The organism is Mycetocola tolaasinivorans (assembly GCF_003667565.1).
Classification (GTDB): domain Bacteria; phylum Actinomycetota; class Actinomycetes; order Actinomycetales; family Microbacteriaceae; genus Mycetocola; species Mycetocola tolaasinivorans.
In genome coordinates, this window is sequence record NZ_RCUX01000004.1 from 237,872 (window position 1) to 264,620 (window position 26,749).

Sequence of the window (26,749 nt, forward strand, 5' to 3'; positions counted from 1 at the left end):
CGTCATGATTCGCTATGAGAACGTCACCAAAAAGTATCCCGGGACCAAGCGTCCCGCGGTAGACGGGATCGACCTTGAGGTTGAGCGCGGGGAGTTTGTGTTCCTCGTTGGCGCCTCCGGGTCGGGAAAGTCCACCTGTCTGCAGCTGATCCTCAAGGAGGAGCGGCCCACGACCGGCACGATTCACGTGCTCGGAAACGACCTCGGTTCGATTTCGAACCGCAAGGTGCCCTACTTCCGTCGGCAGTTGGGCGTGGTGTTCCAGGACTTCCGTCTGCTCCCCAACAAGACCGTGTACCAGAACGTGGCGTTTACGCTGCAGGTCATCGGGAAGTCGCGCGGCTTCATCCAGGAGGCCGTCCCCGACGTGCTCAAGATGGTGGGCCTTGACGGCAAGGCCGAGCGCTACCCGCACGAACTCTCCGGTGGTGAGCAGCAGCGCGTGGCCATCGCCCGCGCCGTCGTCAACAAGCCCCCGGTACTGCTCGCCGATGAGCCCACCGGTAACCTCGACCCCGCCACCAGCGCCGGCATCATGCAGCTCCTCGAGCGCATCAACGCCGGTGGCACCACCGTCGTGATGGCCACCCACGAGGCCGGCATCGTCGACAAGATGCAGCGTCGCGTGATCCAGCTGCACGAGGGCCGCATCGTTCGTGATGAGCGCTCCGGCGGATACGGCAACACCGGTATCGTGCCCGAGCTGCGTCCGCAGGAGGTCAAGGGTGAGTCGGCTCTGGCCGCCCAGGCCGCCGTCGTGTCCGCCGCCGAAACCGCCGAGCGCGAAACCCAGGCCCTGCCGGTCGTGCCGGTTGCCCCGGCCCCGGCCGCCCAGAACCCGCACACCGCCGCGATCATCCTGCCTCAGGTAGAGACCCCGGACGCCGCCGACCACCTCGGTATCGCCGAGAGCCTCGGCCTGCGCCGCGCGGAAACCGAGCGTGGCGATGACGAGCAGAACGTAGGACCGGTCAAATGAGAATGTCGCTGATTTGGGGCGAGGTTTTCACCGGCCTGCGTCGCAACCTGTCCATGGTGGTATCGATCATCCTGGTGACCTTCATCTCACTCACCTTCGTGGGTGCCGCCGCGCTCATGCAGATGCAGATCGGGCAGATGAAGGGCTACTGGTATGACCGTGCCCAGGTGGCCATCTACCTCTGCCCCGAGGGCTCGCTGAGCGAGTCCTGCGCGGGCGGTGCCGTCACCGATGATCAGCGGGCGGCGGTGGAGGCTCAGCTCAAGGGGGCCGCACTGACCCCGATCATCGAGAAGTACTACTTCGAGTCCAAGGACGAGGCGTATAAGCGCTTCCAGGAGAAGTTCTCCGGCAACGAGATCACCAAGTATGTGACTCCGGATCAGCTGCAGGAGACCTTCTGGGTCAACCTGAAGGACCCGGCGCAGTCGAACGTGATCACCGAGGCGTTCTCGAGCGTCCCGGGCGTGGAGGAGGTCACCGACCAGCGGAAGTACCTCGACACCATCTTCAGCGTGCTGAACGTCGCCTCGTACACCGCAATCGGTATCGCCGGCCTTATGCTCATGGCTGCCGTGCTGCTGATCGCGACCACCATCCGCCTGTCGGCGTACTCGCGTCGCCGCGAGATCACGATCATGCGTCTGGTGGGTGCGTCCAACAGGTTCATCCAAACGCCCTTTATTCTCGAGGGTGTGATCTCCGCATTCATCGGATCGGTGCTCGCGGGTGGTGCCATCTTCGCGATCGTGCACTTCTTCGTTCAGGGCTATCTGAAGGAGGCCGTGCCGCCCTCGATGTCGAGCCTCGTGGGGCTCGGAGACGCGGCCCTCGTGGTGCCCGCACTCATCCTCGTGGGTATGATCCTGGCGGCGCTGTCGGCGAACTTCGCGATCAAGCGCTACCTAAAGGCGTAATCTCCGGCTCCAACCGGATATACTGATGGGCTGCCTGGGTTTCCCAGGCAGCCCGAGTCATTTATCGGGCCAGCCGTGCCCAAAGAAGGAGGACCCCGTGCCCAAGGAACGTGGGGAAAAGGTTGTTGCCACCAATCGGAAGGCGCGCCACGACTACCTCATCGAGGACACCTTCGAGGCGGGGATGGTCCTCAGCGGAACCGAGGTGAAGTCGCTGCGGATGGGCCGCGCCTCGCTCGTGGATGGCTACGCCTTCGTCGAGGGTGGAGAAATCTGGCTCGACGCCGTACACATTCCCGAGTACTTCCAGGGCAGCTGGAACAACCACAGCGCCCGCCGCAAGCGCAAGCTGCTGCTGCACCGCCAGGAGATCAACAAGATCGCCCACAAGGTTGCCCCGGGCGGATACACGATCATCCCGCTGAAGATCTACTTCAACAACGGCAATGCCAAGGTGGAGATCGCGATCGCCAAGGGTAAGAAGGAATACGACAAGCGTCACGCGCTGCGCGAGCGGCAGGACACTCGTGAGGCCGCGCGGGCCATGGCCACGCGCAACCGTCTCGGCGAGTAGCGTCCGCAACCACGAACGGCGATCCCGATCCGGGGTCGCCGTTCGTGGTTGCTGCCGAACCAGATCGGACTTTTTCCTTGCGCCGCGGGGTGGGGCCCCGCAAAGATACTCTTATGACCGCATCCACCGCATTGCCCGTGCCCGGTACCTACAACTTTCGCGACCTGGGAGGCTATCCGGTTCCCGGCGGCCATACCCGCACCGGCGTGATCTATCGGTCGGACGGCCTGCACTCACTCGGCGACGCCGGTAAGGAGGCGCTGCGCGAGCGGGGCATCCACTCCGTGATCGATCTGCGCGACGATCCCGAGCGCGAAATCATGCCGGATGACCTCGATGGCCTCGACGTTCGCGAGCTGCACCACCCCGTCTTTGAGGGCTCGGTTGATGCCGCCGCCACTCCGGGCCTCGGCCTCGGTGACCTCTACCGTGCCATCGTCTTCCGCCACACCGACGTCGTGAGTGCCGTGCTCACCGAGCTCTCCGATGCCGCCGTCACGCCGTCGATCATCCACTGCACCGCCGGTAAGGACCGCACCGGCGTGCTGAGCGCCCTCGTGCTCCTCACCGTTGGTGTCGACCGCGAGGACGTTCTCGACGACTATGAGGCCACCCAGGACAACCTGGCCGGCGAGTGGGTGGAGGGCATGGCCGCGATGGCCCGTAGCCAGGGTATCGAGGTGACCCCCGAGCTGCAGGACATCATGTCGCTGAGCCCGCGCTCGGTGCTCGCGGGTGTCCTCGATGACCTCGATGCGTCCCCGGGTGGTCTGGAAGGCTACCTCGACTCGATCGGCGTGACCGCCGAGATCCGCGATCGTCTGCGCGATCACCTGGTGGTTCGCGACGCAGCCTAGGGCGTTTTCCATACCGCTGATCGCCTCGCGCGAACGCATTTCCCCGAGCGGGGTTCCTCCGCGTATACTGGAGGCATCCCCTCGGGGATCGTCGGCCTCGGCCGTTGAAAACTCAAGAGCGTGTGACATGACCCATTCTTCACGAATGCGCATGGGGATGATCGGTTTCGACATTGCCTGTAAAACTGCGAGAAGCGGGTCGAGGATTCAGGGTTATCTCGTTAACGATCTCTGAAAAACCAATAAGTGCCAACTCTAAGCGCACTGACTTCGCCCTCGCTGCCTAAGCGAGCCCGAATAGTCCGTCAGTCCGGGTTTGTTTCCGCCCCGGATCCTGGCGTCATTTAGGAAACTTGCTGTGTGCTGACGCCTGAGCGGTACGCGGGACTTAAACTCTGGCTGGGCCTGTCGATCTAACCGCCTTCGGTAAAGATCGGGGCCGAGAAAACGCCTTCGAAGGATACACCCGTAGAAGACGCAGAATTGCAGCAGTGGACCGGGGTTCAATTCCCCGCATCTCCACCATCGGTCATGTCGCATGCTCTTGAGAAGAGTGCTCTTGAGAAGAGTGCTCTTGAGAAGAGTGCTCTTGAGAAGAGTGCTCTTGAGCAGCTCGCTTGCGAGTACAGAAGCCCGGTTCCCGTTGTGGGACCGGGCTTTTGTCGTTTACGCGCCGTGCACCTCGGGGATCACGGGATCGCGGGTCAGAACGATCTCGCGGCCGCTCCAGCGAGTGAGCATGACCTCGAGGTTACTGGTCACCGTCTCGAAGAGGTCCATCTCGGGTTCCAGCCGCCACTGAAGCTCCACTCCGTCGAGCAGCGCAATGAACCCGCGCGCCTCAAACTCGAACCGTTCGGGCGGCACACCGGGGAGATCGCCCGCGGCATGCGCGATCTCCAGCTGGGCCACACACTTGGCGACAAACAGGCGGTAGCGCTCGACCATAAACTCGCGCGCCGGATGGGTGGGGCTGGAAGCCTCGGCGGCGAGGGTGAGGAGGAGGTCGATGAATCCGGGGCGCTGAAGGTGGAACTTCATCAGTGGCGAGTACCAGGTGAAGAATTCGATACCAACACCGTCGTTGGGCATCGCCTCATCACCCTCGTCAGCAAGGTGCTTGAGGATCGCGATCAGCAAGCCCTCCTTGCTCCCAAAATGGGCGATGAGGAGGGCCGCGGTCACGCCCACCTCATCGGCGATCTGACGCAGCGACGCTCCGGCGTATCCGTACTCGCCAAAGACTCGGCCGGCGGTGCGGAGAATTTCTGCGCGGCGTTCGATGCCCTTGCGGTACGGGCCACGTTTGGTGGTCGTCATCCGTGTCCTTTCGTCGTTTCAAAAAAAGTCTTGCACAAAATTGAATATTCGTTCAATATATATGAATATTGAACAAACCTAAAACTTTCGTGTAATGGTGCACAGAGTATCGACGCGAAACAGGGTCCATCGCTATCGAAGGACACATCCCCGTGCAGGACCAACTCACGCCGTCTCATCATTCCGACGCCCCCGCACGCGCCCCCTGGGGCGTGGGCATTCTCGGTGCCGGACCGGTGACCCAGGCAATTCATCTCCCCACCCTCTCCCGTCTCCAGGAGCACTTCACCGTGCGCGCCATCATGGACGTCGACCCGGCCGTGGCCGTCTCGGTGGCCGCCCGTGTGGGGGCGCGCGTCGCCCCCACGATGGCCGATCTGCTGGAGGATCCCGCGGTCGAGGTCGTGGTGATCTGCAGCCCCCATCGCTTCCACGCCGAGCAGGTGATCGCCGCCTGCCGCGCCGGTAAGCGTGCGATTCTCTGCGAGAAGCCCTTCGCGATGACGCCCGAAGAGGCCCGCGAAATCGCCGAGGTCTCGGCCGAAACCGGTGTTCCGATTCTGGTGGGCGCGATGCACACCTATGATCCCGCCTGGCTTGCCGCCCGCGCTGCCTGGGGCGAATTCCCGGCCGGGGTACACACCGTGCGCTCCTCGATCGTGCTCCCGCCCAACGCCTATTTCGAAGACTCGGCCACGGAGGTTTTGGGGCGCCCCGCCTCGGTCCCGGCCGACTTCACCGACCCCGAGCAGGTCGCCGAACGCGTGCTCGGCGGGGTCATGGGCCTGGCAATTCATGATCTTCCGCTGGTGCGCACGTTCGTCCCCGAGGGAACCGAGCTCGAGGTGGTTCGCGCCGCCGCCCTCGCCCCCGGCGGGTATCACATCCTGCTGCGGGCCGGGGCGCTGGACATCGAACTTCACGCCGCACTCACCGACAACTGGGAACCCTCCTGGTTCTTCGAGGCCATCGGTGAGGACTCCTCCATCGCGGTTGATTTTGGTCCGTCGTACATCCACGCTGGATCGGCCGTGGTCACCCTGGCCGAGCGGGGCCGTCGCACCATTTTTGGGCGGGATATCCACAACGGCTACGCGGGGGAGTGGCTACACCTGGCCGAGGTCGCCGCGGGAGCCACCCCCACCCAACCGGCCGAAACCCTGATCGAGGATCTTCGATTCGCCCTGAACATCGCCGAAACGGCGTCACGCCTCGCCCGCAACACAGTGAAGGCAGCCCACGCATGAGCACTCAACTCTCCCTCATTACCGAACCCTCCGCCAGAATTCCGGGCATGATCGACCAGAGCATCGCCGCACTGCCGATTTCTCTGCGACCCGGGGACATCGACTCTGCCGGAACCCACGCCGCATCCCCGGCCTCCTCAAACCCGGCACTCGACGGAACGGATCTGCTGGCCATCGCCGGGGACCCCGGGTGGACCGGCCGTGCCGGCGAGGCGATCGCCGCGGGCTATCGTGGCCTGCTGATCGTGCGCCCCCGTCCCGAGGACGCCGGTGAGCTGATCGCGCTAGCCGCGTCCACTCCGGTGGTAATCCTCACCGACTGGGCGAGCAATGCCGCCGTCGGTGCCCACCATGCGGCGGCCACGGAGCTCATTGCGGCCCGAGCATTCGTGGAGGTGAGCGCCGATCTTCCGCCCGAGGAAGACCTCGAGCTCGCGCTCGCCGCCCAGCTGGCACTGCTTCACGCGCTGGGCGGAGAAATCGCCTCGATCACGCTGCACGAGCACGGTGCGGGTGGATTCCGCGTGGTTGGTGCGCTGGAACAGGGCGGAGAGTTTCAACTCTCGGGCCGCCTCACGACCTCCCGCCCGCGCGGAGCACGGGTGCGTTTGATCGGCGCCGACACCACCGTCGTATTGGAACTTCCCGACCCGGCGATTGCGCTGCGGGCGCGGGTAGACATCTGGTCGCCGGGCCACCACGATGACCGGGCGACGCTGTGGGAAAATGCGCCGCGCACCGCCCTTCGTCGCCTGGTATCCGCCGTTCATACCGGGACGGCAACCGTCGACCTCACCCGCTACGAGCACGAACGTCGCATCCAGATGGGCCTGTTCCCAACCTCGTAGTCACAGACTTTCTCTCCCCTCCCCTCAATGCCGAGATAGTGGGGTGCCCCGCGGGCGCACCCCCGGAAAAGGAAAAATCATGAACAGTATCGAATCGGTCTCCCGGTTCCAGATGTCGCGACGCGGATTCCTCGGAGCACTGGGTGCTGCCGCAGTCATCCCCCTGCTCGCCGCATGCAGCCCCGGCGGTGTCGCCGGGGGCGGAGGCGGTGCTGGCGGCGGCGGTGGTGCCGGCACCATCAAGTTCTGGGACATGCCCTGGGGTCAGGCGAACTACTCGCGTGCCGGGAAGGACCTGATTGCCAGCTACAAGCCCGCCGCGGGTCTGGGCGCAGCGAGCTATCAGAGCATCCAGTGGAACAACTACTATCAGACCTTCAGCTCGGCGATCGCCTCGAACACCGGTCCGGCGGTGAGCTCGGGTTCCGGGTTCCAGGCCTTCCAGTTCGCCGAAGCGGGCAAGATTGCCTATGCGGACAGGGTGGTGGACGCGCTGAAAAAGAGCGGCTCCTATGACGACTTCCTCCCCGGGGTTTTTGACGCGCTGCGCACCAGTCAGGGGCAGGTGGCCATTCCCTGGCAGATGGATCTGCGGGTGCTCTGGTACCGCAAGTCACTGCTGGAAAAAGCGGGTGTGGACGTCCCCACCGACTGGGCCTCCTTCCTGAGCGCGGGTAAGGCGCTGAAAAAGATCGGGGTGGTGGGTTTTGCCACCGGCGCCGGATCGGGCTTCAATCTCGGCGGTCACGCGATTGTGTCGATGATGATCAACAACGGTGGCGGAATGTTTGACACCGAGGGAAACCCCGATCTGGTGACCGACCGCAACATCGAAACCCTCGAGTTTTTCAATGAGATGGTGTCCGAGGGGATCATCGACCCGGCGGCGGTGAGCTACACCTCGGAGAACCTGCTGACCCAGTGGAAGGACCGCAAGGCCGGCATGGGCATCAATACGCCGGGATGGAATGCCTCGGTGGGGGATACCGAGAACGATGTGTTGGTGGGGGAGCCGCTGGTTTCGCCCAACGGCACCAAGGGGTCGCTCTACTACGTCAACAACCTGATGATGTACACGGCAAGCCCCAACCAGGAGGCCTCGGAGGCATTCCTTGAGTGGTATGTGGACAACATGAAGACCTACTGGCAGCAGAAGGTCATCACCGCGATTCCCGTACGCCGCTCGATCGCGGATCTGCCCGAGTTCCAGGAGAACGCGCAGAACGTCAAGATCGTTGATGTCTGGCAGCCGATCTCGCAGACCTACAGCGCGCGCTCAACCAGCTCGTTTGGTGCCCTCGCCGCGGTGGATGGTGGGCAGGGCATGCAGACGTTCTCGCAGACGGTGCTGGCGGGGAAGAGTAACCCCAAGCAGACACTGACAACCTTCCAGGCGGCGATCGAGTCGCTGATGAAGAAGAAGTCATAATGGCGACCTCGACGCTTCCTCCGCGCACGCGGGCGAGAACCAAACCCACCGGCAGGGCTCCGGGGCCCGCCGGGGATCTGCGCCGCCCGCGTCGACGCATCACGCCGATGAACCTCACGCTGGTGCTGTTTGTGGTGCCCTCGGTACTCCTCCTGCTCCTGCTCAACGCGTATCCGCTGGGGTTCGGTCTCAACCAGTCGGTGCGGGATGGCTCGCTGCTGGACGATGGCCAGTTTGTTGGTCTCGCCAACTACACGGATGCGCTGACCAGCACCGCGTTCTGGGAGGCCGCCCGCTTCACCCTGATCTTCACCGTGGTGGGGGTGTTCGGCAGCTGGATCGTGGGTCTCGGTCTCGCCCTGTTGCTGCGGACCCGGACGCCGGCCCGGGGCCTGTTCAAGGTGCTCCTCCTCCTGCCCTGGGTTGTGCCGATCGTGGTCTCCTCGACCGCCTGGAACTGGCTGGTGGCCACCCCGTCGAGCCCGGTACCGCAGCTCTTTGACGCGTTGGGCTGGGGAACCCCGCTCTTCCTCGCGGATCCCACCCTCGCGGCGATTACCGTGTGCATCTTCAAGGTGTGGGTCAGCTTCCCGTTCATGATGATGATGAGTGCGTCGGCACTTGCCAGCGTTGATCCGGTGGTTTACGAGGCCGCGCGGATGGATGGTGCGAGCCCGCGTCAGCAGTTCACCCAGATCACGCTGCCCCTGGTGGCGCGCTCCACCTACATCAGCTGGATCCTGATGACGATCTTCTGCGTCAATGACTTCCCGACCATCTACCTGCTGACCGGTGGTGGGCCGGTTAACGCCACCACGTCGCTGGTGGTCCTGGCCTACCGTTCGGTATTCCAGAACTTTGAGACCGGATCGGGTGTGGCGATCGCCTTCCTGATGACCGCGGTTCTCGTTGCCGTTTCGGTTGTGCTTTACCGTCAGATTCGAAAGGTGGATACCGCATGAGTGCGTCCGTAACCCTGCCCGCGCGGTCGGGAGCTCAGCCGGCCCTCGCCCGGCCCTCCCGTGCTCCCGAGGAAAAGGGAAAGTGGTGGCGGTTTGCGCTGCTGATCGTGCTGACGGCGCTGACCCTGATCCCCATCGCGGTGGTGATCGGTCTCTCGCTGCAACCGAGCGCGGCCAGCACCACCACCGATCCGATCACCCTCGAAAACTTCGCCACCGTCCTGACCGAGACCTCGGTGCTGGTGTGGCTGCGCAACTCACTGGTGGTGACCCTGGCGACCGTTCTGGTTTCGGTGCTGGTGGCGGCACCGGCGGGCTACGTCCTCTCTCGGGGCCGCGGCCGGGTGGTATCCGGGTACTCCCTGCTGCTGTTTGTGATTCAGTCGCTGCCGGTGATTGTGTCGGTGGTTCCGCTGTTCATTCTGTTTGCGGGCTTCGGTCTCTCGGACAGCCTGTTTGGCATCACCCTGGTGTACGTGGGCAGCACCATCGCGGTGGCCACGTGGATGATGGCGGCCTATATTGATTCGATCCCGATCGCCCTGGAGGAGGCGGCCTGGATCGACGGTGCCTCGGTGTTTGGCGGGTTTGTTCGAATCATTCTGCGCAACTCGCTGCCGGGTATTCTCTCCACCGCGATCTTTGCGTTCCTGCTCGCCTGGAACGACTACCTCGTGGCGCTGGTGTTCCTCCGGTCGGAGCTCAGCTTCACCCTGCCGGTCGGTGTGCAGTCGTTTGTGCAGCAGAACATGACCGATTGGGGGTCGATCATGGCGGTCTCGGTCATCATGATGATTCCGCCCATCCTGCTCTTTGCCACCCTTAACCGCTACTTCAGCGTGGGTGGGATCGGCGGATCGCTCGCCGGTCGCTAACCGTCACCCACCAGATCGAAGGAGATCACCATGCTTGCAAACCTTTCAGGATGGCACATGATCGCGCTGGTTGCGATAGTGCTGCTCCTTTTTGGCGCACCCCGGCTTCCCGCGCTGGCGCGCAGCCTGGGGCAGTCTGCTCGGATTCTCAAGAGCGAGATTCGAGAGGCGCCCGCTACACCGGGAGCCGCCGACGCCGCCGCTGAATCGATGACGCCCACGGATTCCGCCGGGACTGGGACTGGGACCGGTCCCGCATCGTCGCATCCCGCGAGCGTGACGCGTCACGAATAGCGTCAACTCACGCCGAACGCCTCGACCCGCAGGGTCGAGGTGTTCGTGTGAGTCGCGGTGGATCTAGCGGCCGACGATGCTGAGCACCTGCTCGTGCAGCAGGCCGTTGGTGGCCAGGGCGCTGCGGCCGGCGATGGTCTCGGTGCCGTCAATCGCGGTGAAGCGTCCGCCGGCTTCGGTGATGATCGCGACGAACGGGGCGATGTCGTACTCCTTGACGTCAAACTCGGAGACGATGTCGATGAGCCCCTCGGCCAGTAGCCCGTAGGACCACATGTCACCGTAGGCGCGGTCGCGCCACACGGTCTCGGCGAGGGTCAGCAGCTGGGGGAGGTAGCCCGCATCGCGCCACTGCCCGATGGACTGGAAGCTCAGCGAGGCATCCTCGATGCTGCGTACCCCCGACACGTGCAACCGGCGCGGGGCGGCATCGCCCTCGACGAGCCAGGCTCCGGCACCCGGTGCCGCATACCAGCGTTTGCCAAAGGCGGGGGCGCTCGCGACGCCCACCTTCGGAACGCCGTTTTCGGCGAGGGAAATGAGGGTGGCCCAGTTGGGTACGCCGCGCAGGAAGTTGGCGGTGCCGTCGATCGGGTCGAGGATCCACTGCCGGGCGGTGCTTCCCTCGGTGCCGTACTCCTCACCCAGGATGCCGTCCTCCGGACGCTCCGTCGCGAGGATCTCGCGCAGCGCGCGCTCTACCGCGAGATCGGCGTCGGTGACGTGGGTGCGGTCGGGCTTGGTGTCCACCCGCAGGTCTCCCGCGCGGAAGCGCTCGAGGGAAATGGCGTCGGCCGCATCGGCGAGACGCTGCGCCAGGGCGAGGTCTTCTTCCGGGGTCCAGGTGGCGTCAAGAGTCATGCAAATCAGCCTAGCGTTTTCCCCCGGGGAACCGCGCAATGCGGCGCGACACGGCGACACACCGGCCGATTGGAAAAGTGCTCGCGGCACTGGTAATGTCTTCTCTTGTCCGGTTCTCCGGGCAACGCACCTCTAGCTCAATCGGCAGAGCAACTGACTCTTAATCAGTGGGTTCTCGGTTCAAGTCCGAGGGGGTGCACCACCAGCCCCGGTCAGAAATGACCGGGGCTTTTGCGTTGCCGGAAAACGGCCACGAGAAACCCGCTGACGCGCTGACGTGGCCGCGTCAGTGTCGCGTCAGCGCCCCCGGGCATTCTGTTCACAGAGTCGTTGAAAGGACACCTGTGAACACACACTCCGAGTGGGCCGTAGAGGCCAATGGGCTCGTAAAAACTTTCGGAAGCAACCGTGCCGTGGATGGCGTTGACCTGCGCGTCGCCACCGGCACCGTCTATGGCGTGCTCGGCCCGAACGGCGCCGGCAAGACCACCACCATCTCGATGCTCGCGACGCTGCTGCGTCCCGACGCCGGATCCGCCCGCATCTTTGGGCACGACGTGCAGCGTGAGGCGCAGGTTGTGCGCCAGCTGATCGGCGTCACCGGGCAGTATGCCTCGGTGGATGAGGGCCTGTCGGCCACCGAGAACCTCGTGCTGTTCTCGCGCCTGCTGGGCCTCGGTCGCCGCGAGGCGCGGATCAAGGCGCAGGACCTACTCGAGGAGTTCGGCCTGACCGAGGCGGCCTCCCGCCCGCTCAAGAACTTCTCCGGTGGCATGCGCCGCCGGCTGGACCTCGCCGCGAGCCTGATCTCGCAGCCCCCGCTGATCTTCCTCGACGAGCCCACCACCGGGCTCGACCCGCGCACCCGCGCACAGATGTGGGAGACCATTCGCCGGCTCGTGGCCGGGGGATCCACCGTGCTGCTCACCACCCAGTACCTGGATGAGGCCGATCAACTGGCCGACCGCATCGCGGTGATCGATCGCGGGCGCGTGGTGGCCGAGGGTACCGGCGATGAGCTGAAGGCCCAGGTGGGCTCGTCCTCCCTGGAGCTGCGCCTCGGCGACCCACTGCTCGCCGATCGTGCCCTGAATATCGCCGAGCGCGTGCTCGGCGTGGCCGGCACCCGCTCGGCCGAGGCCGCCCGCATCACCGTGCCGCTGAGCGACCCCGAGCGCGTCACCGACCTGCTGATCGAGCTGCGCGGAGATGACATCCGCCTGGAGGAGTTCAGCGTGCACAAGCCGAGCCTCGACGATGTGTTCCTCAGCATCACCGGCAAGCCCACCGAGGACACCGCGGAAGACGCCGCGGACTCCACCACTTCGACCCGCGAGGGAGCACACGCATGAGCACCACCACCGCACCGCAGAAGCGCGCGCGCACCAGCGCGGGCACTACCATCGTCCCCGCCCACGAGCGCGCCCTGAAAAACCGGGTGAGCCTCACCGAGACCGTCCGGCACTCGCTGACCATGGCGTATCGCGGGCTCCTCAAGATCCGCCGCACACCCGAGCAGCTGTTCGATGTGACGCTGCAGCCGATCATCTTCACCGTGATGTTCACCTACATCTTCGGCGGCGCGATCTCCGGAGACGTCGCGAGCTACCTCCCGGTGATCATCCCGGGCATTCTCGTGCAGACCGTGATCACCACCTCGATCGTGACCGGAACGCAGCTGCGGGAGGACATGGACAAGGGTGTGTTCGACCGCTTCCGCTCGCTTCCCATTGCGCGCATTGCGCCGCTGTCTGGGGCGCTGCTCGCCGACACCATTCGCTACGCGATCGCCACCACCCTGACCTTCGTGATGGGCTTCATCATGGGGTACCGTCCGCACGGCGGCATCTGGGCGGTCATCGGGGCCGCGCTGCTCGTGATCGTCTGTGCCTGGGCGATCAGCTGGATCTTCGCGTTCTTCGGCGTCATTGCCCGCTCGGCCTCGAGCGTGCAGGGCATCTCGATGATCATCCTGTTCCCGCTGACCTTCCTCTCCAACGCGTTCGTGCCGGTGGACACCATGCCCTCCTGGCTGCAGTGGTTTGTGAACATCAACCCGGTCTCGCACCTGGTGACCTCGGTGCGTGACGTGCTGAACACCGGCGCGTTTACCAGCGAGGCGTTCCTGCCGCTGATCGGCGCCGCGGTGATCGTCGCGATCTTCGCCCCGCTGACCGTGCGGGCGTACATGCGCCGCGCCTAGCGCCGGCCATATCCGGAAATACCGCGCACCCGCACAGCGCACACCGCGCACACCCCGTTTCTCCCGTACCGGGAGGGCGGGGTGTGTGGCGTTTTCCGGCTAGGCGCCGGCCGCGCGCCAGCGGGGGTCGTTCAGGATCGCGACGGCGCGCTCCACCCGTTCCCGCGCGCTCAGGGCATCGGCGGCAGCCATCGCCCGGGATACCGTCTCGGTGCCGGACACCTCCGCGTGGGCGGCCTCGTGAATGGCGTAGCGCAGCGCGGGGAGTTCCTGCCGGGCGGAGAATGCTCGGCAGACCGCGAAGAGTTCGAGTGAGAGATCCGTGACCGCGGGGGTGCTGAGCCCGAGGGTTGAGACCGCGAGCAGTGCCGAGCCCCACACGGGCATGTCGGTGTGGATTCCGCCGATGCGCTGGAGCGCGATGGCGCGGGTGCGCAGGCAGCGGAACATCGTGAGGTCCGGTTCGTGGGCGAGGCCGTGGGCGGCGAGCGAGCCCGCGGCGACCATCGTGTACCAGGCGTAGGCGCGGGCGATCGGGGTGGCGAAGTTCTTTTCCGCGAGCCGGTACTGTTCGAGGCCGCGGGAGCGCTCGCCGTTTTTGAGCGAGAGCTCGGCCCGGCCGGCCCAGGCGACCGAGCGGAAGTCCTCCTCGGCGCTGTTCATGTGCGGGCTGGGCTCCTCGGTGAGGAGGGGTTCGAGCTCGGCCGGTGACTCGGTGTAGATCGCGAGGAGCCAGAGGATGTGGCGCCGGTTCTCGACCAGCCCCAGGGTGGTGAGCCCGGGAAGCGCGAGCTTTGCCCAGGCGATGGAGTCCTCGATGTCGGCAACCTCGCTGGTGAGCTGCGCGAGGACGACCCGGGTCATCGTGAGCGTCCACAGATCGCCGAGGGCGCGGGCTAGCGTTTCGGCCCGCATCGCGAAGTCGATGGCCTCCTGGGCTCGTCCGGCGTTCTCGGCCAGTTGGGCGGCGAGGAGCAGGCCGTAGACGGCAACCTGGGGTTCGGGATCGTTTGCCATTGTGCTCAGCACGGTCATCACGCGATCGGGGGCCGCGGAGTTGCGGAGCATGCGGTAGAACGCCTCGATCCGGCGATCGGTGACCGCATTGGCGTCGATGAGTGTGCGGATGCGGGTGAGCGCGGTGACGCCGGTGCGCAGGTTGTCGAAGAGCCCGAACACTCCGAGGACCACGAATCCGAGCCCCGCGGCGTTTGCGCGCACCCCGGTGTAGCCGCGTTCCACGCGGGGGAGGGCGAGGATGGCGGCGGCGAGTCCGTCGGCGTCGGTGTAGATGCTGAGCCGGGCCTGGTAGAACGACACCAGGCCGAAGATCGCGAGTGCGGCGTCGGCGTTTCCGCGGGCGAGGGCCGCGCGAAGCGCCCACATGAGGGTGTCGAGTTCGAGGCCGACGTGGGCGAATCCCGCGACCTGATCCGGACCGTCGGTGCGGGGGAGCAGTTCAAGGGCGTACGCCTCGGCCCAGTCGATGATGCGGTCGCGCAGCGCCTCCTCGCCGCCGCGTCTTGCCAGCTCGCCGGCACCAAACTCGCGGATGGTTTCGAGCATGCGGAAGCGCAGGGTGCCGGTTTGGGCGTCTTCGGTGACGCGGACGAGCGACTGCAGGACGAGCCCCTCGAGGTCTTCGGTTGCGTCGCGGCCGAGGGCGGCGGAGGCGGCGCGGATACCGAAGCCGTCCGGGAAGACGCTGCAGGCGAGGTACGTTTCGCGCTCGCCGTCGCTCAGGAGGTTCCAGCTCCATCCGATGACCGCGGTGAGGGTGCGGTGGCGCTCCGGCGCCGCGCGGTTTCCGCCGGCGCGCGGTGGATCGAGCACGCCGAGGTTGTGGTCGAGCCCGGTGAGGATCTGCGGCAGCGTGAGCACGCGCGTGCGGGCGGCCGCGAGTTCGATCGCGAGCGGAAGCCCGTCGAGGCGTTCGCACAGCTGGGCGACGAGTTCGGGATCGAAGCTCGCTCCCGGCCGGGCCGCGGCGGCGCGCTCGGCGAAGAGCAGCAGGGCGGGGCCGGGCTGGTCGGCGTCACCGATCGCGAGGCGACCGGGTTCGTAGACGATTTCGCCGGGCAGCAGCAGCGGGGAGCGGGAGGTGGTGAGCACCCGCAGGCTGGGGCAGAGTGAGAGGGCTTCGGCGCTCCAGCGGGCCACGGCCTCGATCAGGTGTTCGCAGTTGTCGAGCACCAGGAAGGTGGGGGTTTGGGCGAGCCTGGTGAGGAGGCGTTCGGCGAGGTCCAGGCGCGGGGCGTCACCGATGCGGGCATCCGAGACGTTGTCGCGCACGCCCACCACGGCGGCGAGGGCGCGGGTGACGTCCTCGGGGGTGCGCACGCCGGCGAGTTCGGCAACCAGGACGCGGGGGATGTGGCCGCGTACGGAGTCGGCGATGGCGTGGGCGAGGCGGGTTTTCCCGAGTCCGCCGGGGCCGAGGATCGTGACCAGGCGGTGCTGGCCGACCGCGGTCTGGAGCGCGCGGATGTCGCGATCGCGGCCGATGAGGGGGTCGACGAAGCCGCGGACGCCCACGCTGAGGAGGGCCTGCTCGGCAGGGGCGGAAGGCTCGGGGTCGGCGATTTCCTCGGGCGGGAGGGTTTGGGTTTCGCCGTCCCGTTGCAGGATACGCGCGTGGGCGGCGCGCAGTTCGGGGCCGGGATCCACGCCGAGGGATTCGGCCAGGCGCTCGCGCAGCCCCGCGTACACGGCGAGGGCGGAGGCCGGTTCCCGTAGGGCATCGAGCACGCGAATGAGGGCGAGGTGATCCTCCTGGTTGAGGGGATCGGCGCGGCACAGCTCGGCGAGGTGGCCGCGGGCCGCGGCGGGGTTGGTGCCGGTCTGTGTGCGGCTCAGCGCCCGCAGCAGGTCGATCCTGGCACGCCGGGCGCGGGCGGCGAGATCCGCGGCCACGGGGAAGGGTTCCAGATCGCCGCCGGGGGTGCCGTCCCACAGGGCGAGGGCGGTCTCGAGGGCGAGGGTGTCTTCGGGGGAACGCAGCGCGGCGCAGACGAGGTCGAGGTCGCTCGTGATGGTCAGCCGGTAGCCCGCGGGCTCGAGTACCAGTGCGCCCGCGGGCAGCAGCCGTCGGGTGCGCGAGACGAGCGCCTGGAGCGCGCCGCGGGAATCCTGTGGCGGCTCCTCCGGCCACAGCTCCTCGGAGAGGTAACCGGGGGAGCGTGCCTCGCCCTCGGCCAGCGCGAGGACCGCCAGGAGCACCCGCGCGCGCTCGCCGGAGACCGGGGTCTCACTCGCCCGAATGGGGCCGAGAACACGCAGAATGGGGGCGGCGAAGGTCACGTGCCGATTATACGTTTGCGCGTGCCCTCACCCGCGGCACCCGGCCGAGGGCGTGCGGGGATGGTGCGGGGTGTGCGGGGTTAGAGCGCGCCGCGGATCTCGTCGCCCACGGGGATCGGCGTCAGGCGCGTGACCACAACCGGCCCGGCGAGCAGGGTTTCGAGCGCGCGGTTCAGCGCGGCAACCGGAAGACCCTCCCCGTGGGCGTCGAGCAGTTCGGTGCTGGTCCACTTTTCGATCATCACGATGTCGCCGTTCGGGTGGTCGTGAATCGCGTAGAGCTCGCACCCGGGTTCGTGGTGGACGGCCTGGATCGCGGGACGCAGGGCGTCGAGAACGGCCGCTCGCTTTCCCTCGGCGGGGGTGAAAACGGCGGTGACAACAACGGCGGACATGGGTTTCCTCACGCGTATAAGACGGTATGTGTGCCTCGATGCTACGCGCTGGGAGCCTGGACGCGCCTGGACGCGCCCGGACGCGCCCGGCGAATAGGAGGTGTCTGGGATTTTGTGTATAGTAAACACGTTGCCAAAACACGTGAGTGTTCAGCGCGCACCTCTAGCTCAATCGGCAGAGCAACTGACTCTTAATCAGTGGGTTCTCGGTTCAAGTCCGAGGGGGTGCACCACCTCAAATCGCCTCGTTTCCTCGCGGAATCGGGGCGTTTTTGTTTCCCTCTGCGCTCGATGGCACACCCTGCGTGTGTCGATTTTTGGCCGTCGGTATTGGGCGCTACTCTGGAGGTATCACGTCGCGTGCGGCGTAGGCACCTCTAGCTCAATCGGCAGAGCAACTGACTCTTAATCAGTGGGTTCTCGGTTCAAGTCCGAGGGGGTGCACAAAGTAGGTCTCATGTTTATTGCGGTCTCCTTACTTTTCTCCGTGGGGTGGAGTTTCCTATGGTGGCTGGCAGTGTGAAAATAGCTGTGTCCTAGGTTTCCAATGTCCGTAGGTAGCGCTAGATTGCTGTTATGACCTGGACACCGCTTGGAGCCGACCCTGCTAAGCATGCTGCGCTTGTCGATGGTGTACCCGTCTGGATGAGCTCTTCTTTACGAGCGTGGTTCGAGGCCGCTTTTCCGATTTTTGACTCTTACGGAATGCGAATAGACGTTGGCGTGAACAAGCTCCGGCGCTTCGATCTTGCTGCCCGCCAAAAGCCAATTTCGGACATTCTCAAGTTGAAGGGACCTGCGAATACGTTCGATAGCCTGGACCCCGGACTCATCCTCGCGCTGATTGATTGGTCGATTATGGACATCAGCGCGAAGCAGCCGTATGAGAAGCACGAGAAACTCAGTGCTATCCTCCGTGATGGTGGCTCCAAATGGAAGGTTGGAATCCGCAACGGCATGCCGGGGCTTGAGGTTCGCGTGCCGCAAGGAGTCCAAGACGCTGCGGACGCAATCATGTCGTCGACGGGGTCCGCGGGAACAATCTTGTCTGAAGCCTGGCACGCCGCATACGGAATCAACCCCGACACGGAGGAGGCCTACGAGAAGGCGATCAAGGCCGTGGAGGAAGCGGGGGCGCACGTCGTTACGCCGAATAACACGAGGGCGACTCTCGGCACGATGGTCCGAGATATGAAGGCGCAGAAAGACTGGAAGCTTGATCTCCCAACTCCCGACGCGGACGTCGCCGTGAAGATGGCGGAGGCGCTTTGGGGCGGACAGGAGAGCCGTCATGGTGGCAATGGCTATCGCAAGCCGAGCCAGGCGGAAGCCGAAGCCGCCGTCATGCTCGCAGTTCCGCTAGTCCAGTGGCTCTCGTCAGGTGTACTTGCGCGCCGATAGCGGGGTCAGTAGGCGCTGAACTGCTCAACAGTGAAATGTGTGCTAGTTCTGCGCGGAAAGCTTGAGCCCCGCCGCTAGTTAGATTTGCACAAGACTTTTTGAAGCTCGGCACGGTTGTCGTTCGCCTGTTCCTCGGCGAAAAGGTCGATCAAGACTTGCCGAAGTTCCTCGTTCTCGTAGCTTTCCTCCGGGAGTAGAACTAAACAAACGAGTTTGAAATACATGGAGACGTCAGAGTCCATCAACTGGCGGGGAATCATCAAGTTGTCGTTGACATCACGTTCAAACGTATCTTGGCTGTAACGTCCAATCTCCAGTTGCTCTTACCCAGGCCCTGGATGGTTGGTGAGAGGTCGCAGCCGTCCAGACTCCCGTCGTCGCAGAACCGTCGACGTTTGACTAGGCACTTGCGTACGGGTAGACGGTCACGCGAGGACGGATGGATCGCATCAGGGATTCCATATAGAAGTGCGTTCTCGACGTCGAGAGCAGGCACGCGAATACTCAAGGCATCTCGCCCGATTTCGTGTCAGGGTAATGTCCGGGCGTTGATCATCGAGTCCTCTTCGAAGTCCTACTTAGAGAAGGGTCTAAACCGGCACATCTCGCACAATCTTCACCTGCCACATTTGCAAATCGCTTACGCAGGTTGGGCCACGTCGGCAACTCCTTTTAGTGCTGAAGTAAGGCATTCCCGATGAAGACGTATGGGGTCCAGATTATGTTTCGAAATCGCGTCGCGCTGTGGCCGCATGCTGCGGCAGAATATGACATATGTCAATGGAAGAAGCGTCAGGAACAGCTGAGGCGGTCTCGCTCGCGGGGGTGTGGATTCAAGCCATAATCGCGCTGGTCACCCTCTGCGGTATCATCGCGTCCATCTGGATCGCGCGGAAGGGGCAGAAGAATGATCTAAAGCTCGCGAAAGGCGAAGCAGACAGGGCCGAGCGGGCTGACGTCGCTAGTCAAGCTGCTTCCGAGCGCTCTGAGGCAGCGAGCCGACTCAGCATCGATACGATGACAAGGATCGCAGATGCACTCGACAAGTTGGCTGCGGAGGGAATCAACCTTAACAATCTACAAGTTTTGGGTGCAGGGATTGCCTCTGCCAAGGTCTCCTGGAGGCTCAGCCATTTTCAAGGTGATATGTATTTGCTCGAGAACACTGGCAAAGCTACTGCTTATGACGTACGTCTCGACGCGGACCCGACCTTGACACGGTTCGGGAAGGAATGGGTGCCGAGTCCAGAACTCAAGTCAGGTGATGTAATGCAGTTCGGAGCCTTACGCACAATGGGCACCCGGGACTCGACGATCACTGTCCAGTGGCGCAACTCTCTTGACGGCGATGAGCAGACTTGGCGCTATCCACTTCCGCCACGCCCGCCGCGGCGCTAGCCAAATCGTCTGATTGGCGGAGGGAAATTGAGATCTTGTCCTTTCATTTCCCGAAATCATCAAGGAGGTTGAGCTTGCGGCGTGCGTTGAGCAGATGCCCAATTGCGTCAATAACGTCTGATAGTTTGCAGGGGTCATCCATCGGATGACCCCATTGAGCGGCTACAATGCACCCTTACCAATAAAAAGATCAGACCGTGATGATGCGACAAACCGCCGCCTATTTCACGCCATCCCCGCGTTGGAAATCTCCGGGAACTTAGAGTGAATCGATAGCCAGATTCATGAGATCAAAGGGAACCAGTGGGGAATTTCATCATCTCCAACGCCATTCTCACCGCCAGTTCCGTCAACGGTCCAGCTCGTGGGTGATAAACGGCAGGAGCGGCTTCGGTTCGACCCAGAGGTAGATGCTGCTTACCTTGCGGTGGGGCGAAGACTATTGACGGGCGAAGCGCACGAGCAGATGGTTGATCTACTCGATCCCAAGCACCCGGGCGACATTGTCCTCGACTTCGATGCCGGAGGGCACCTCATCGGGGTTGAGATTCTGGAAGCGCGCACGCTTTTGCGTACCATGACCCTGAGCGAAGCGCGATGGATCGGGGCCAAAACCGATCCGTCGGTAACGCAAGAGTCTTCGATCGGGGTCAATCAGGTCGACGCAGATCCGTTTGGACTGGCCGACGATGTTCGGCAAAGACGGCTGGTTTACGACCCGGAAGCGGACGCAGCCTACCTCGCCGTGGGGCGTGACGCGCAGAGTGGTGAATCAGACACACAAATCTACGGGATCAGTGATCCGCGCAAGCTGGGGGAAATCATTCTGGGCTTCGACACTGAGGGGCACCTCATTGGGATCGAGGTGTTGGGTGCCTGCGCGCTGCTGCGGGCCCATACCCTGGAGGAGTCGCGCCGATACGCTCCGATGGAAATCTCGGACCTCCCTGATTTCTCGGACCTTTAGTCCACGCCCCTCCCTGCGAGGGTTCGGCTCGGCCGCCGCTATTCTGCCCCGTCGATCTCCGCGAACCGGTGGACCACCGCGAGGTCCTGCTCCCCGAGCCCGGCGTCCACGAGGTCCTCGAAGATTCCGAGGGTGGTGCGGAGTTGGCGGGCGGTGGTGCCGGTGGCGTCGGCCTCGGCCACGGCGGCGGTGAGGTCCTTGACCATGAAGGCGGCGATGCCGGTGGGGGAGTAGTCCTTCGCGATCAGGCGGTCGGCCTTGGTTTCGAGCACGCGGGAGCCCGCGTATCCGCCCTGCAGGAGGGGGAGGAGCGCGGCCACGTCGAGGCCCGCGCGTTCGGCGACCACGGCGGCCTCGGCCACCGCGGTCATGGTGGCGGCCACGATCATCTGGTTGCAGGCCTTCGCGACCTGGCCCGAGCCCAGCGGGCCCAGGTGCAGCGGGGTGCCCATGGTTTCCAGCACGGGCAGGACGCGCGCCACATCGGCGTTATCGCCGCCAACCATGATCGACAGCGTGCCGGCCTCGGCACCCTCGGTGCCGCCAGAGACCGGGGCGTCCACCACGCGCAGCAGGCCGCTGGTTGCGGCATCCAGGCGGGCGGCGAGTTCGCGCAGCCCGGTGGGGGAGATCGAGGAGCAGACCACCAGCGTGTGCGTGGTGTCGATGCCGGCGAGGAGGCCGTCCGGTCCGGTCAGGACCTGCTCGATCTGGGCGAGGTCCGGCAGCATCACCACCACAATCTCGGCCGCGAGGGCCAGCTCGCGCGGGGTGGCCTGGGCGATAGCGCCGGACTCCACAAACGGGGTCAGAGACTCGGGGCGGCGGCTCTGAACGTGCACCGCGGTACCCGCGGGGCGGCGGGCCAGCAGATTGCGCGCCATCGGGGCCCCCATCGAGCCCAGACCGATCACGCCAACGGTTAAATTGCGAACATCATTGATCACCATCATGCGGCCACTATATCGAACTCCGTTCAGAGAGCTGTCCATTATGGCTAGTATGGGAGTGACCCCGCTCACCGTCGAAAGGAAGGTCCGCGTTCCATGAACGAAAACCCCACCCGCCTCCGCGTCGTAGTTGCCACCCCGCTGCCCGAAGAGCTTGCGGCCCTGATTACCGAGCGCGAGCCCCGCATCGATCTGGTGCGCGAGGCCGACCTCCTGCCGCCCATGCGCTTCGCCGCCGACTTCGCCGGTGACCCCGCCTTCACCCGCACCCCCGAGCAGCAGGCCCGCTTCGAGGAGCTGCTGGATTCCGCGGACGTCCTCTACGGCATTCCCGACGTCAGCCCTGCCGCACTCGCGCGCACCGTTGCCGCAAACCCGAAGCTGCGCTGGGTACAGATCATGGCCGCCGGCGGTGGCGGCCAGGTCAAGGCCGCCGATCTCAGCGCGAGCGACCTCGAGCGCGTGACGTTCACCACCTCCGCCGGCGTGCACGGCGGACCGCTGGCCGAGTTTGCCGTGTTCGGCGTCTTCGCCGGTGCCAAGACCCTGCCCCGCCTGCAGAAGCAGCAGGCCGAGCACGCCTGGACCGATCGCTGGGAGATGGGCCAGGTATCCGAACAGACCGTACTGGTCCTCGGCCTCGGCGGCATCGGCGCCGAGGTTGCGCGCAAGCTCGACGCCCTCGGTGCCCACGTCATCGGTACCAGCCGTCGTCCGGTTGATGTCCCCGGCGTCGCGGAGATCGTGCACCCGGACAACATTGGCGAGGTCATCAGCCGCGCCGACTCCATCGTTGTCACCCTGCCCGGCACCGCCGCCACCGAGAAGATGCTGAGCGCCGAGCTGCTCGCGCTCGTGAAGCCCGGCGTGACCGTGGTCAACGTGGGTCGCGGCACCGTGATCGACGAGGACGCCCTCACCGCCGCACTGCAGGACGGCCGGGTGGGCTTCGCCGCCCTCGACGTTTTCGCCGCCGAACCACTCGACACCGCAAGCCCGCTGTGGGATCTCCCCAACGTGCTGGTCAGCCCGCACACGGCCGCGCTGAACGCCGCCGAGGAGCGCCGCATCGCCGAGCTGTTCGTCGCCAACGCCACCGCGATTCTGGACGGTCAGACGCCGCGCAACGTTGTTGATACGGTTCAGTTCTACTAGAAACACCCCCGAAGAAAGCGAATCCAGCGCGCATGTCAGACGCACCCCGCACCGAAAAGACCGCCGCCCCCGCGGTGACTCGAGCCATCGCCATCCTCGATGTGCTGGCGGCCGCCCATGGGCAGCCGCTCGGGATCAGTGAGCTGGCACGCGCGCTGGGTATCGCCAAGTCCTCCACCGCCAACCTCTGTGTGGCGCTCGAAGAGGGCGGGCTGATCCAGCGCGGCGACCTCGGCTACCGGCTCGGCCGGCGCACGGTCGAGCTCGGCGGGGCCTACCTCGCGAGCTTCGACCAGGTGCGCGAGTTCTACCGCGTGTGCTCCACTCTGCCGGATCTCAGCGGCGAGCTGGTCCAGATCGCGGTGCTCGACGGCACCGACGTGCTCTACCTCGCCCGCCACGAGGGGCGCGCCCCGCTGCGCCTGACCGCCGGCATCGGCGACCGCTATCCGGCGGCGCTCACCGCGGTGGGCAACGCGCTGCTCGCCCGCCTGGATGACGACGAGATCCGCGCCCGCTTCGCCGATCCCGAAACGCGCCCCCGGGTCACCGAGGCCTCCACCACCGATCTGGACGCGCTGGTCGCGAAGATTCAGCGCGCCCGCGAGACCGGCTACGGCCTCGACGAGGGCGAGATGTTTGCCACCGTGACCGGCGTTGCCGTGGTCATTCCGCCGCGCAACGCGGGGGATCAGCCGCTGGCTCTCGGTGCCTCCATGCTCGGACTCGGTGCCGACGACGGGCGTCGCGAGCGCGTGATTCGCGCCCTCGGGCAGGCCGCGGGCGCACTCTCCAACCCGCTCCTCGTGGGCGACGTCGCCTAAAGCGTTCAATATGTTGAACTTCGTTCAGCATGCTGTTATGGTGGGGGATGTGGGCACTGCCGCCCACATCGAGGTAACCCTCGCGTCAAGGTAGACGACCCCCACCCCACGGTGAACCCGGGACTCCGCCAGACGCGAGCCGTCCCGAAAGGTACAGACCGTGTCCACATCCCCCGCCGCTGAGGTTCGCGGATCCGACGATCCGGAATACGCCAACAACCTGCGCCGTGCAACGCTCGCCTCCAGTGTCGGAAGCGCCCTGGAGTACTACGACTTCGCCCTCTACGGGCTCGCCTCCGCCCTGATCTTCGGTCAGCTCTTCTTCCCCGCCCTCGGCACCGGTGCCGGCATCGCCGCCGGATTCGCGACCTACGCCGTCGGCTTCTTCGCCCGCCCCTTCGGCGGCATCTTCTTCGGTGTCTTGGGCGATAAGCTCGGCCGCAAGTGGGTCCTGATGGCCACCATCGGTCTCATGGGTGGTGCCTCCACCCTGATCGGCGTCCTCCCCACCGGTGAGCAGATCGGCATCTGGGCCCCCATCCTCCTCGTCTTCCTGCGCGTTCTGCAGGGCCTCGGTGCCGGAGCTGAACAGGCCGGTGCCACCACGCTCATGGCCGAGTACGCCCCCGTGCGCCGCCGCGGCTTCTTCTCCGCCCTGCCGTTCGTCGGCATCATGGTCGGCACCGTGCTGGCCTCGGTCGTCTTCTACCTCCTCGGCCTCGTCGACCAGCAGATCGTGCACGACTGGCTGTGGCGCGTGCCCTTCCTCGCCTCGATCCTGCTGATCGCCGTGTCCGTCTTCATCCGCTACCGCCTGGCCGAGTCGCCCACCTTCGTGCAGCTCGAAAAGCAGGAGCAGGAGCAGCACTCGCCGCTCAAGGAGGTCTTCACCAACTCCTTCGGCAGCGTGCTGCGCGGCATCGGCCTGCGCATGGCCGAGAACGGCGGATCCGCCCTCTACCAGACCCTCGCCATCTCCTTCATTACCGTGTACGTCGGTGTCGAGAGCTGGGTGGGCCCGCTCGCCATCGCCATCGGTGCAACCCTCGGTGTGATTATCCTGCCGCTCGCCGGCGCCCTGAGCGACCGCTTCGGCCGCATGCCCGTCTACCGCGCCGGCGTCATCATCCAGCTGGTTCTCGCCATCCCCGCCTGGTGGCTGATGTCCCAGGGCAACGTGAGCGTCATCATCCCCGTGCTCGCCCTCACCTACACCCTCTCCATCAACGTGATGCTGGGCGCCCAGTGCGCCACCCTGCCCGAGCTCTTCGGAAACCGCCACCGCTACGTCGGCGTCGCCGTCTCCCGCGAGTTCTCCGCCGTACTCGCCGGCGGTATCGCCCCGCTGATCGGTGCCTCGCTGCTGACCGCCACCACCGGATCCTGGATCCCGCTGGCCGGCTACGTCCTGCTGCTCGGCGCCATCACCCTCTGGGCGACCTTCATCACCCCGGAAACCCGCGGCCGCGACCTCACCCTGCACGGCGACGCCCTCTCGGACACCGCCGCGCAGATCGCCGAGCGCCCGCTCGCCACCGCCGGACGCGCATAGTGCGCCGCGCACGACTGCGGGTCGACGGCAGCATCGTCCCCGTCCGCGAGATCGACGGCGCCTGGCACGAGGTGGCCGACGAGTGGGCCCTCAGCCCGGCCCTCACCGGCCGCAGCTGGCCCCTCGAGGGTGCGCACCTCGCCTCACCGAGCGACCCAAGAATCATCCTCGGCATGGCGCACAACGGCTCGGCCGCCGATCGCGCCATTCCCCGGCAGGCATTCATGAAGTCTGCCCGAACCGCGATCGGCTCGGGGGAGCCCATCCGGATCGTCCCGGGACACGGCAACGTCGTGGCCGAGGCTGAACTCGCCGTGGTCATCGGCGTGCACTGCCGCAACGTCAGTGCCGCCGAGGCCGCCACCGTCATCGCCGGATACACCATCGGCAACGACGTCACCGCGACCGACCAGATCGGCCTCGACGAAAAGATGATCCAGTCCAAGAGTGGAGACGGCTTCACCCCGCTCGGCCCCTGGCTCGTCACCGACCTCGACCCCGACGCGGTGCCGCTCGAGCTCTTCGTCAACGGAGAACTCCGCTGCCAGAGCGACACCGACCGGCTTGCCTGGAACATCGCCGAACAGATCGAATACCTCAGCGAATACGTGACGCTGGGGCCCGGAGACGTGATCCTCACCGGCTCGCCGGACACCGCGTCGCCAATCAGACCCGGGGAGACGGTGCGGGCCGCGCTGGACGGCATCGGCATCCTCGAAAACCCGGTGCTTGCTCTCTAAGCTTAGGTGCCGGTACAACAAAACCCCCACTGGAAACAGTGGGGGTTTTGTGATGAAAACTATCCCGAGGTCGGGTTACCGTTCCAGGTCGCGGGCACCATGACCCACAGTAGTTCCGCGCTCTCGTCTCCCAGCACCTTCCAGGAGTGCGGCTCGCGGCCATCGATCGTGAGCGAGTCACCCGCCCCGAGTTCCCACACGGCATCGGCAAAGCTCATCTCGATGCGGCCGCGCACCAGGTACACCATGTCGAGCTCGGCGCTCACCGAGTACGGTGCCTCACCGCTGTGCCCGCCGGGCTCCACGATGGTGCGCACCACCTGCACACGCTTCTCGGTGCGCGGAGACACCAGGAGCTCCAGCATGCCCTCGCCGCCGAGGGTGATCCGCGGGGCATCCGCGCCGCGTACCACCAGCTGTTCGGAGCGCTTAAACAGGTCTCCGACGGCAACGTTGAGTACGTCGCAGAGCGCCACCAGGGTGCTCACGCTCGGCGAGGTCTGGTTGCGCTCCACCCGGGAGATGAAACCCTTGGAAAGACCGGTGGTCTCCGCAAGCTGCTCGATCGTGAGCAGCTGGGCCTGCCGCGCGGCACGAAGTCGGTGCCCGATCGCGGTGCGGGTAGGGTCTGGCGAAACCGGAAGGGCGCGCATAAAACTCCCGAGACGAGGTAGAAAAGTGGGCGTGCGGATATTCCCCGG

Annotated in this window: 25 protein-coding genes, 3 tRNA genes and 1 other RNA gene; 23 read left to right on the forward strand and 6 right to left on the reverse strand. The window is 65.4% G+C overall.

Annotated features, from left to right (window positions below; all coding sequences use genetic code 11):
• Nucleotides 1-4 precede the first annotated feature (4 nt).
• The 5 genes from ftsE (at nt 5) to ssrA (ending at nt 3,852) form a co-directional block, all read left to right on the forward strand.
• On the forward strand, nt 5-979 hold the full coding sequence (gene ftsE, locus D9V32_RS06490) for a cell division ATP-binding protein FtsE (protein WP_121648080.1): 975 nt from the start codon (nt 5-7) through the stop codon (nt 977-979).
• Nucleotides 976-1,896, forward strand: a complete 921-nt coding sequence (gene ftsX, locus D9V32_RS06495; protein ID WP_121648081.1) for a permease-like cell division protein FtsX — start codon at nt 976-978, stop codon at nt 1,894-1,896. Before ftsE ends, ftsX begins: the two co-directional genes overlap by 4 nt.
• A gap of 97 nt (nt 1,897-1,993) precedes the next feature.
• Nucleotides 1,994-2,470: an SsrA-binding protein SmpB gene (smpB, locus tag D9V32_RS06500; protein WP_121648082.1), complete on the forward strand. Its 477-nt coding sequence runs from the start codon at nt 1,994-1,996 to the stop codon at nt 2,468-2,470.
• 113 nt (nt 2,471-2,583) lie between these two features.
• A complete protein-coding gene (locus D9V32_RS06505; RefSeq protein WP_121648083.1) occupies nt 2,584-3,327 on the forward strand; it encodes a tyrosine-protein phosphatase in 744 nt (247 codons plus the stop codon).
• Between the two features lie 153 nt (nt 3,328-3,480).
• Nucleotides 3,481-3,852: a transfer-messenger RNA gene (ssrA, locus tag D9V32_RS06510) on the forward strand.
• A gap of 141 nt (nt 3,853-3,993) precedes the next feature.
• Here ssrA and D9V32_RS16575 read toward each other — a convergent pair.
• On the reverse strand, nt 3,994-4,647 hold the full coding sequence (locus D9V32_RS16575; protein WP_121648084.1) for a TetR/AcrR family transcriptional regulator: 654 nt from the start codon (nt 4,645-4,647) through the stop codon (nt 3,994-3,996).
• Nucleotides 4,648-4,799: 152 nt separating this feature from the next.
• Between D9V32_RS16575 and D9V32_RS06520 the strand changes: the two genes are divergently transcribed.
• The 6 genes from D9V32_RS06520 to D9V32_RS06545 all read left to right on the forward strand — a co-directional run bounded on the left by D9V32_RS06520 (nt 4,800) and on the right by D9V32_RS06545 (nt 10,302).
• Complete coding sequence (locus D9V32_RS06520) at nt 4,800-5,894, forward strand: Gfo/Idh/MocA family protein (RefSeq protein WP_245982120.1); 1,095 nt, start codon at nt 4,800-4,802, stop codon at nt 5,892-5,894.
• On the forward strand, nt 5,891-6,742 hold the full coding sequence (locus D9V32_RS06525; protein WP_121648085.1) for a hypothetical protein: 852 nt from the start codon (nt 5,891-5,893) through the stop codon (nt 6,740-6,742). Before D9V32_RS06520 ends, D9V32_RS06525 begins: the two co-directional genes overlap by 4 nt.
• 79 nt (nt 6,743-6,821) lie before the next feature.
• The gene (locus D9V32_RS06530; protein ID WP_121648086.1) at nt 6,822-8,171 is read left to right on the forward strand and encodes an ABC transporter substrate-binding protein; all 1,350 of its coding nucleotides are present in this window, start codon (nt 6,822-6,824) and stop codon (nt 8,169-8,171) included.
• The gene (locus D9V32_RS06535) at nt 8,171-9,133 is read left to right on the forward strand and encodes a carbohydrate ABC transporter permease (RefSeq protein ID WP_121648087.1); all 963 of its coding nucleotides are present in this window, start codon (nt 8,171-8,173) and stop codon (nt 9,131-9,133) included. The genes D9V32_RS06530 and D9V32_RS06535 overlap by 1 nt, the downstream gene beginning before the upstream one ends.
• A complete protein-coding gene (locus tag D9V32_RS06540; protein WP_121648088.1) occupies nt 9,130-10,008 on the forward strand; it encodes a carbohydrate ABC transporter permease in 879 nt (292 codons plus the stop codon). The genes D9V32_RS06535 and D9V32_RS06540 overlap by 4 nt, the downstream gene beginning before the upstream one ends.
• Nucleotides 10,009-10,065: 57 nt before the next feature.
• Nucleotides 10,066-10,302 (forward strand): twin-arginine translocase TatA/TatE family subunit, encoded by a 237-nt coding sequence (locus D9V32_RS06545; protein ID WP_425462001.1) that lies wholly within the window; start codon nt 10,066-10,068, stop codon nt 10,300-10,302.
• A 63-nt stretch (nt 10,303-10,365) separates the two neighbouring features.
• Here the strand turns inward: D9V32_RS06545 and D9V32_RS06550 are convergent, their stop codons facing one another.
• A complete protein-coding gene (locus D9V32_RS06550; protein WP_121648090.1) occupies nt 10,366-11,163 on the reverse strand; it encodes an inositol monophosphatase family protein in 798 nt (265 codons plus the stop codon).
• Nucleotides 11,164-11,289: 126 nt separating this feature from the next.
• Between D9V32_RS06550 and D9V32_RS06555 the strand changes: the two genes are divergently transcribed.
• The 3 genes from D9V32_RS06555 to D9V32_RS06565 all read left to right on the forward strand — a co-directional run bounded on the left by D9V32_RS06555 (nt 11,290) and on the right by D9V32_RS06565 (nt 13,366).
• Nucleotides 11,290-11,365, forward strand: a tRNA-Lys gene (locus tag D9V32_RS06555).
• Between the two features lie 142 nt (nt 11,366-11,507).
• Nucleotides 11,508-12,515: an ATP-binding cassette domain-containing protein gene (locus tag D9V32_RS06560; protein WP_121648091.1), complete on the forward strand. Its 1,008-nt coding sequence runs from the start codon at nt 11,508-11,510 to the stop codon at nt 12,513-12,515.
• Nucleotides 12,512-13,366, forward strand: coding sequence for an ABC transporter permease (locus D9V32_RS06565; protein ID WP_121648092.1), 855 nt, complete (start codon nt 12,512-12,514; stop codon nt 13,364-13,366). Before D9V32_RS06560 ends, D9V32_RS06565 begins: the two co-directional genes overlap by 4 nt.
• Before the next feature lie 99 nt (nt 13,367-13,465).
• Here D9V32_RS06565 and D9V32_RS06570 read toward each other — a convergent pair whose 3' ends face one another.
• Both D9V32_RS06570 and D9V32_RS06575 read right to left on the reverse strand, forming a co-directional pair.
• Nucleotides 13,466-16,666: an ATP-binding protein gene (locus D9V32_RS06570; protein ID WP_121648093.1), complete on the reverse strand. Its 3,201-nt coding sequence runs from the start codon at nt 16,664-16,666 to the stop codon at nt 13,466-13,468.
• 80 nt (nt 16,667-16,746) lie between these two features.
• Complete coding sequence (locus D9V32_RS06575) at nt 16,747-17,061, reverse strand: putative quinol monooxygenase (RefSeq protein WP_121648094.1); 315 nt, start codon at nt 17,059-17,061, stop codon at nt 16,747-16,749.
• A 157-nt stretch (nt 17,062-17,218) separates the two neighbouring features.
• Here D9V32_RS06575 and D9V32_RS06580 point away from each other — a divergent pair.
• The 5 genes from D9V32_RS06580 to D9V32_RS06605 all read left to right on the forward strand — a co-directional run bounded on the left by D9V32_RS06580 (nt 17,219) and on the right by D9V32_RS06605 (nt 20,827).
• Nucleotides 17,219-17,294, forward strand: a tRNA-Lys gene (locus D9V32_RS06580).
• 138 nt (nt 17,295-17,432) lie between these two features.
• Nucleotides 17,433-17,505: transfer RNA gene (locus tag D9V32_RS06585), tRNA-Lys, on the forward strand.
• A 132-nt stretch (nt 17,506-17,637) separates the two neighbouring features.
• Nucleotides 17,638-18,462: a hypothetical protein gene (locus tag D9V32_RS06590; protein WP_147440415.1), complete on the forward strand. Its 825-nt coding sequence runs from the start codon at nt 17,638-17,640 to the stop codon at nt 18,460-18,462.
• Nucleotides 18,463-19,236: 774 nt separating this feature from the next.
• Entirely contained in the window at nt 19,237-19,860 is a 624-nt protein-coding gene (locus tag D9V32_RS06600; RefSeq protein ID WP_121648097.1) for a hypothetical protein, read from the forward strand.
• Nucleotides 19,861-20,224: 364 nt separating this feature from the next.
• Nucleotides 20,225-20,827 (forward strand): DUF2283 domain-containing protein, encoded by a 603-nt coding sequence (locus D9V32_RS06605; protein ID WP_121648098.1) that lies wholly within the window; start codon nt 20,225-20,227, stop codon nt 20,825-20,827.
• 38 nt (nt 20,828-20,865) lie between these two features.
• Here the strand turns inward: D9V32_RS06605 and D9V32_RS06610 are convergent, their stop codons facing one another.
• Nucleotides 20,866-21,780: an NAD(P)-dependent oxidoreductase gene (locus D9V32_RS06610; protein ID WP_245982123.1), complete on the reverse strand. Its 915-nt coding sequence runs from the start codon at nt 21,778-21,780 to the stop codon at nt 20,866-20,868.
• 93 nt (nt 21,781-21,873) lie between these two features.
• Between D9V32_RS06610 and D9V32_RS06615 the strand changes: the two genes are divergently transcribed.
• From D9V32_RS06615 to D9V32_RS06630, 4 genes are all read left to right on the forward strand, one after another.
• Nucleotides 21,874-22,932 (forward strand): D-2-hydroxyacid dehydrogenase, encoded by a 1,059-nt coding sequence (locus tag D9V32_RS06615; protein WP_121648099.1) that lies wholly within the window; start codon nt 21,874-21,876, stop codon nt 22,930-22,932.
• A 32-nt stretch (nt 22,933-22,964) separates the two neighbouring features.
• A complete protein-coding gene (locus D9V32_RS06620) occupies nt 22,965-23,756 on the forward strand; it encodes an IclR family transcriptional regulator (RefSeq protein ID WP_121648100.1) in 792 nt (263 codons plus the stop codon).
• A 160-nt stretch (nt 23,757-23,916) separates the two neighbouring features.
• Complete coding sequence (locus tag D9V32_RS06625; RefSeq protein WP_121648101.1) at nt 23,917-25,308, forward strand: MFS transporter; 1,392 nt, start codon at nt 23,917-23,919, stop codon at nt 25,306-25,308.
• Complete coding sequence (locus D9V32_RS06630) at nt 25,308-26,048, forward strand: fumarylacetoacetate hydrolase family protein (protein WP_121648102.1); 741 nt, start codon at nt 25,308-25,310, stop codon at nt 26,046-26,048. Before D9V32_RS06625 ends, D9V32_RS06630 begins: the two co-directional genes overlap by 1 nt.
• 59 nt (nt 26,049-26,107) lie before the next feature.
• On the opposite strand, the gene D9V32_RS06635 is transcribed toward D9V32_RS06630, so the two are convergent.
• Nucleotides 26,108-26,701, reverse strand: coding sequence for a helix-turn-helix domain-containing protein (locus D9V32_RS06635; protein ID WP_121648103.1), 594 nt, complete (start codon nt 26,699-26,701; stop codon nt 26,108-26,110).
• Between the last annotated feature and the right edge of the window lie 48 nt (nt 26,702-26,749).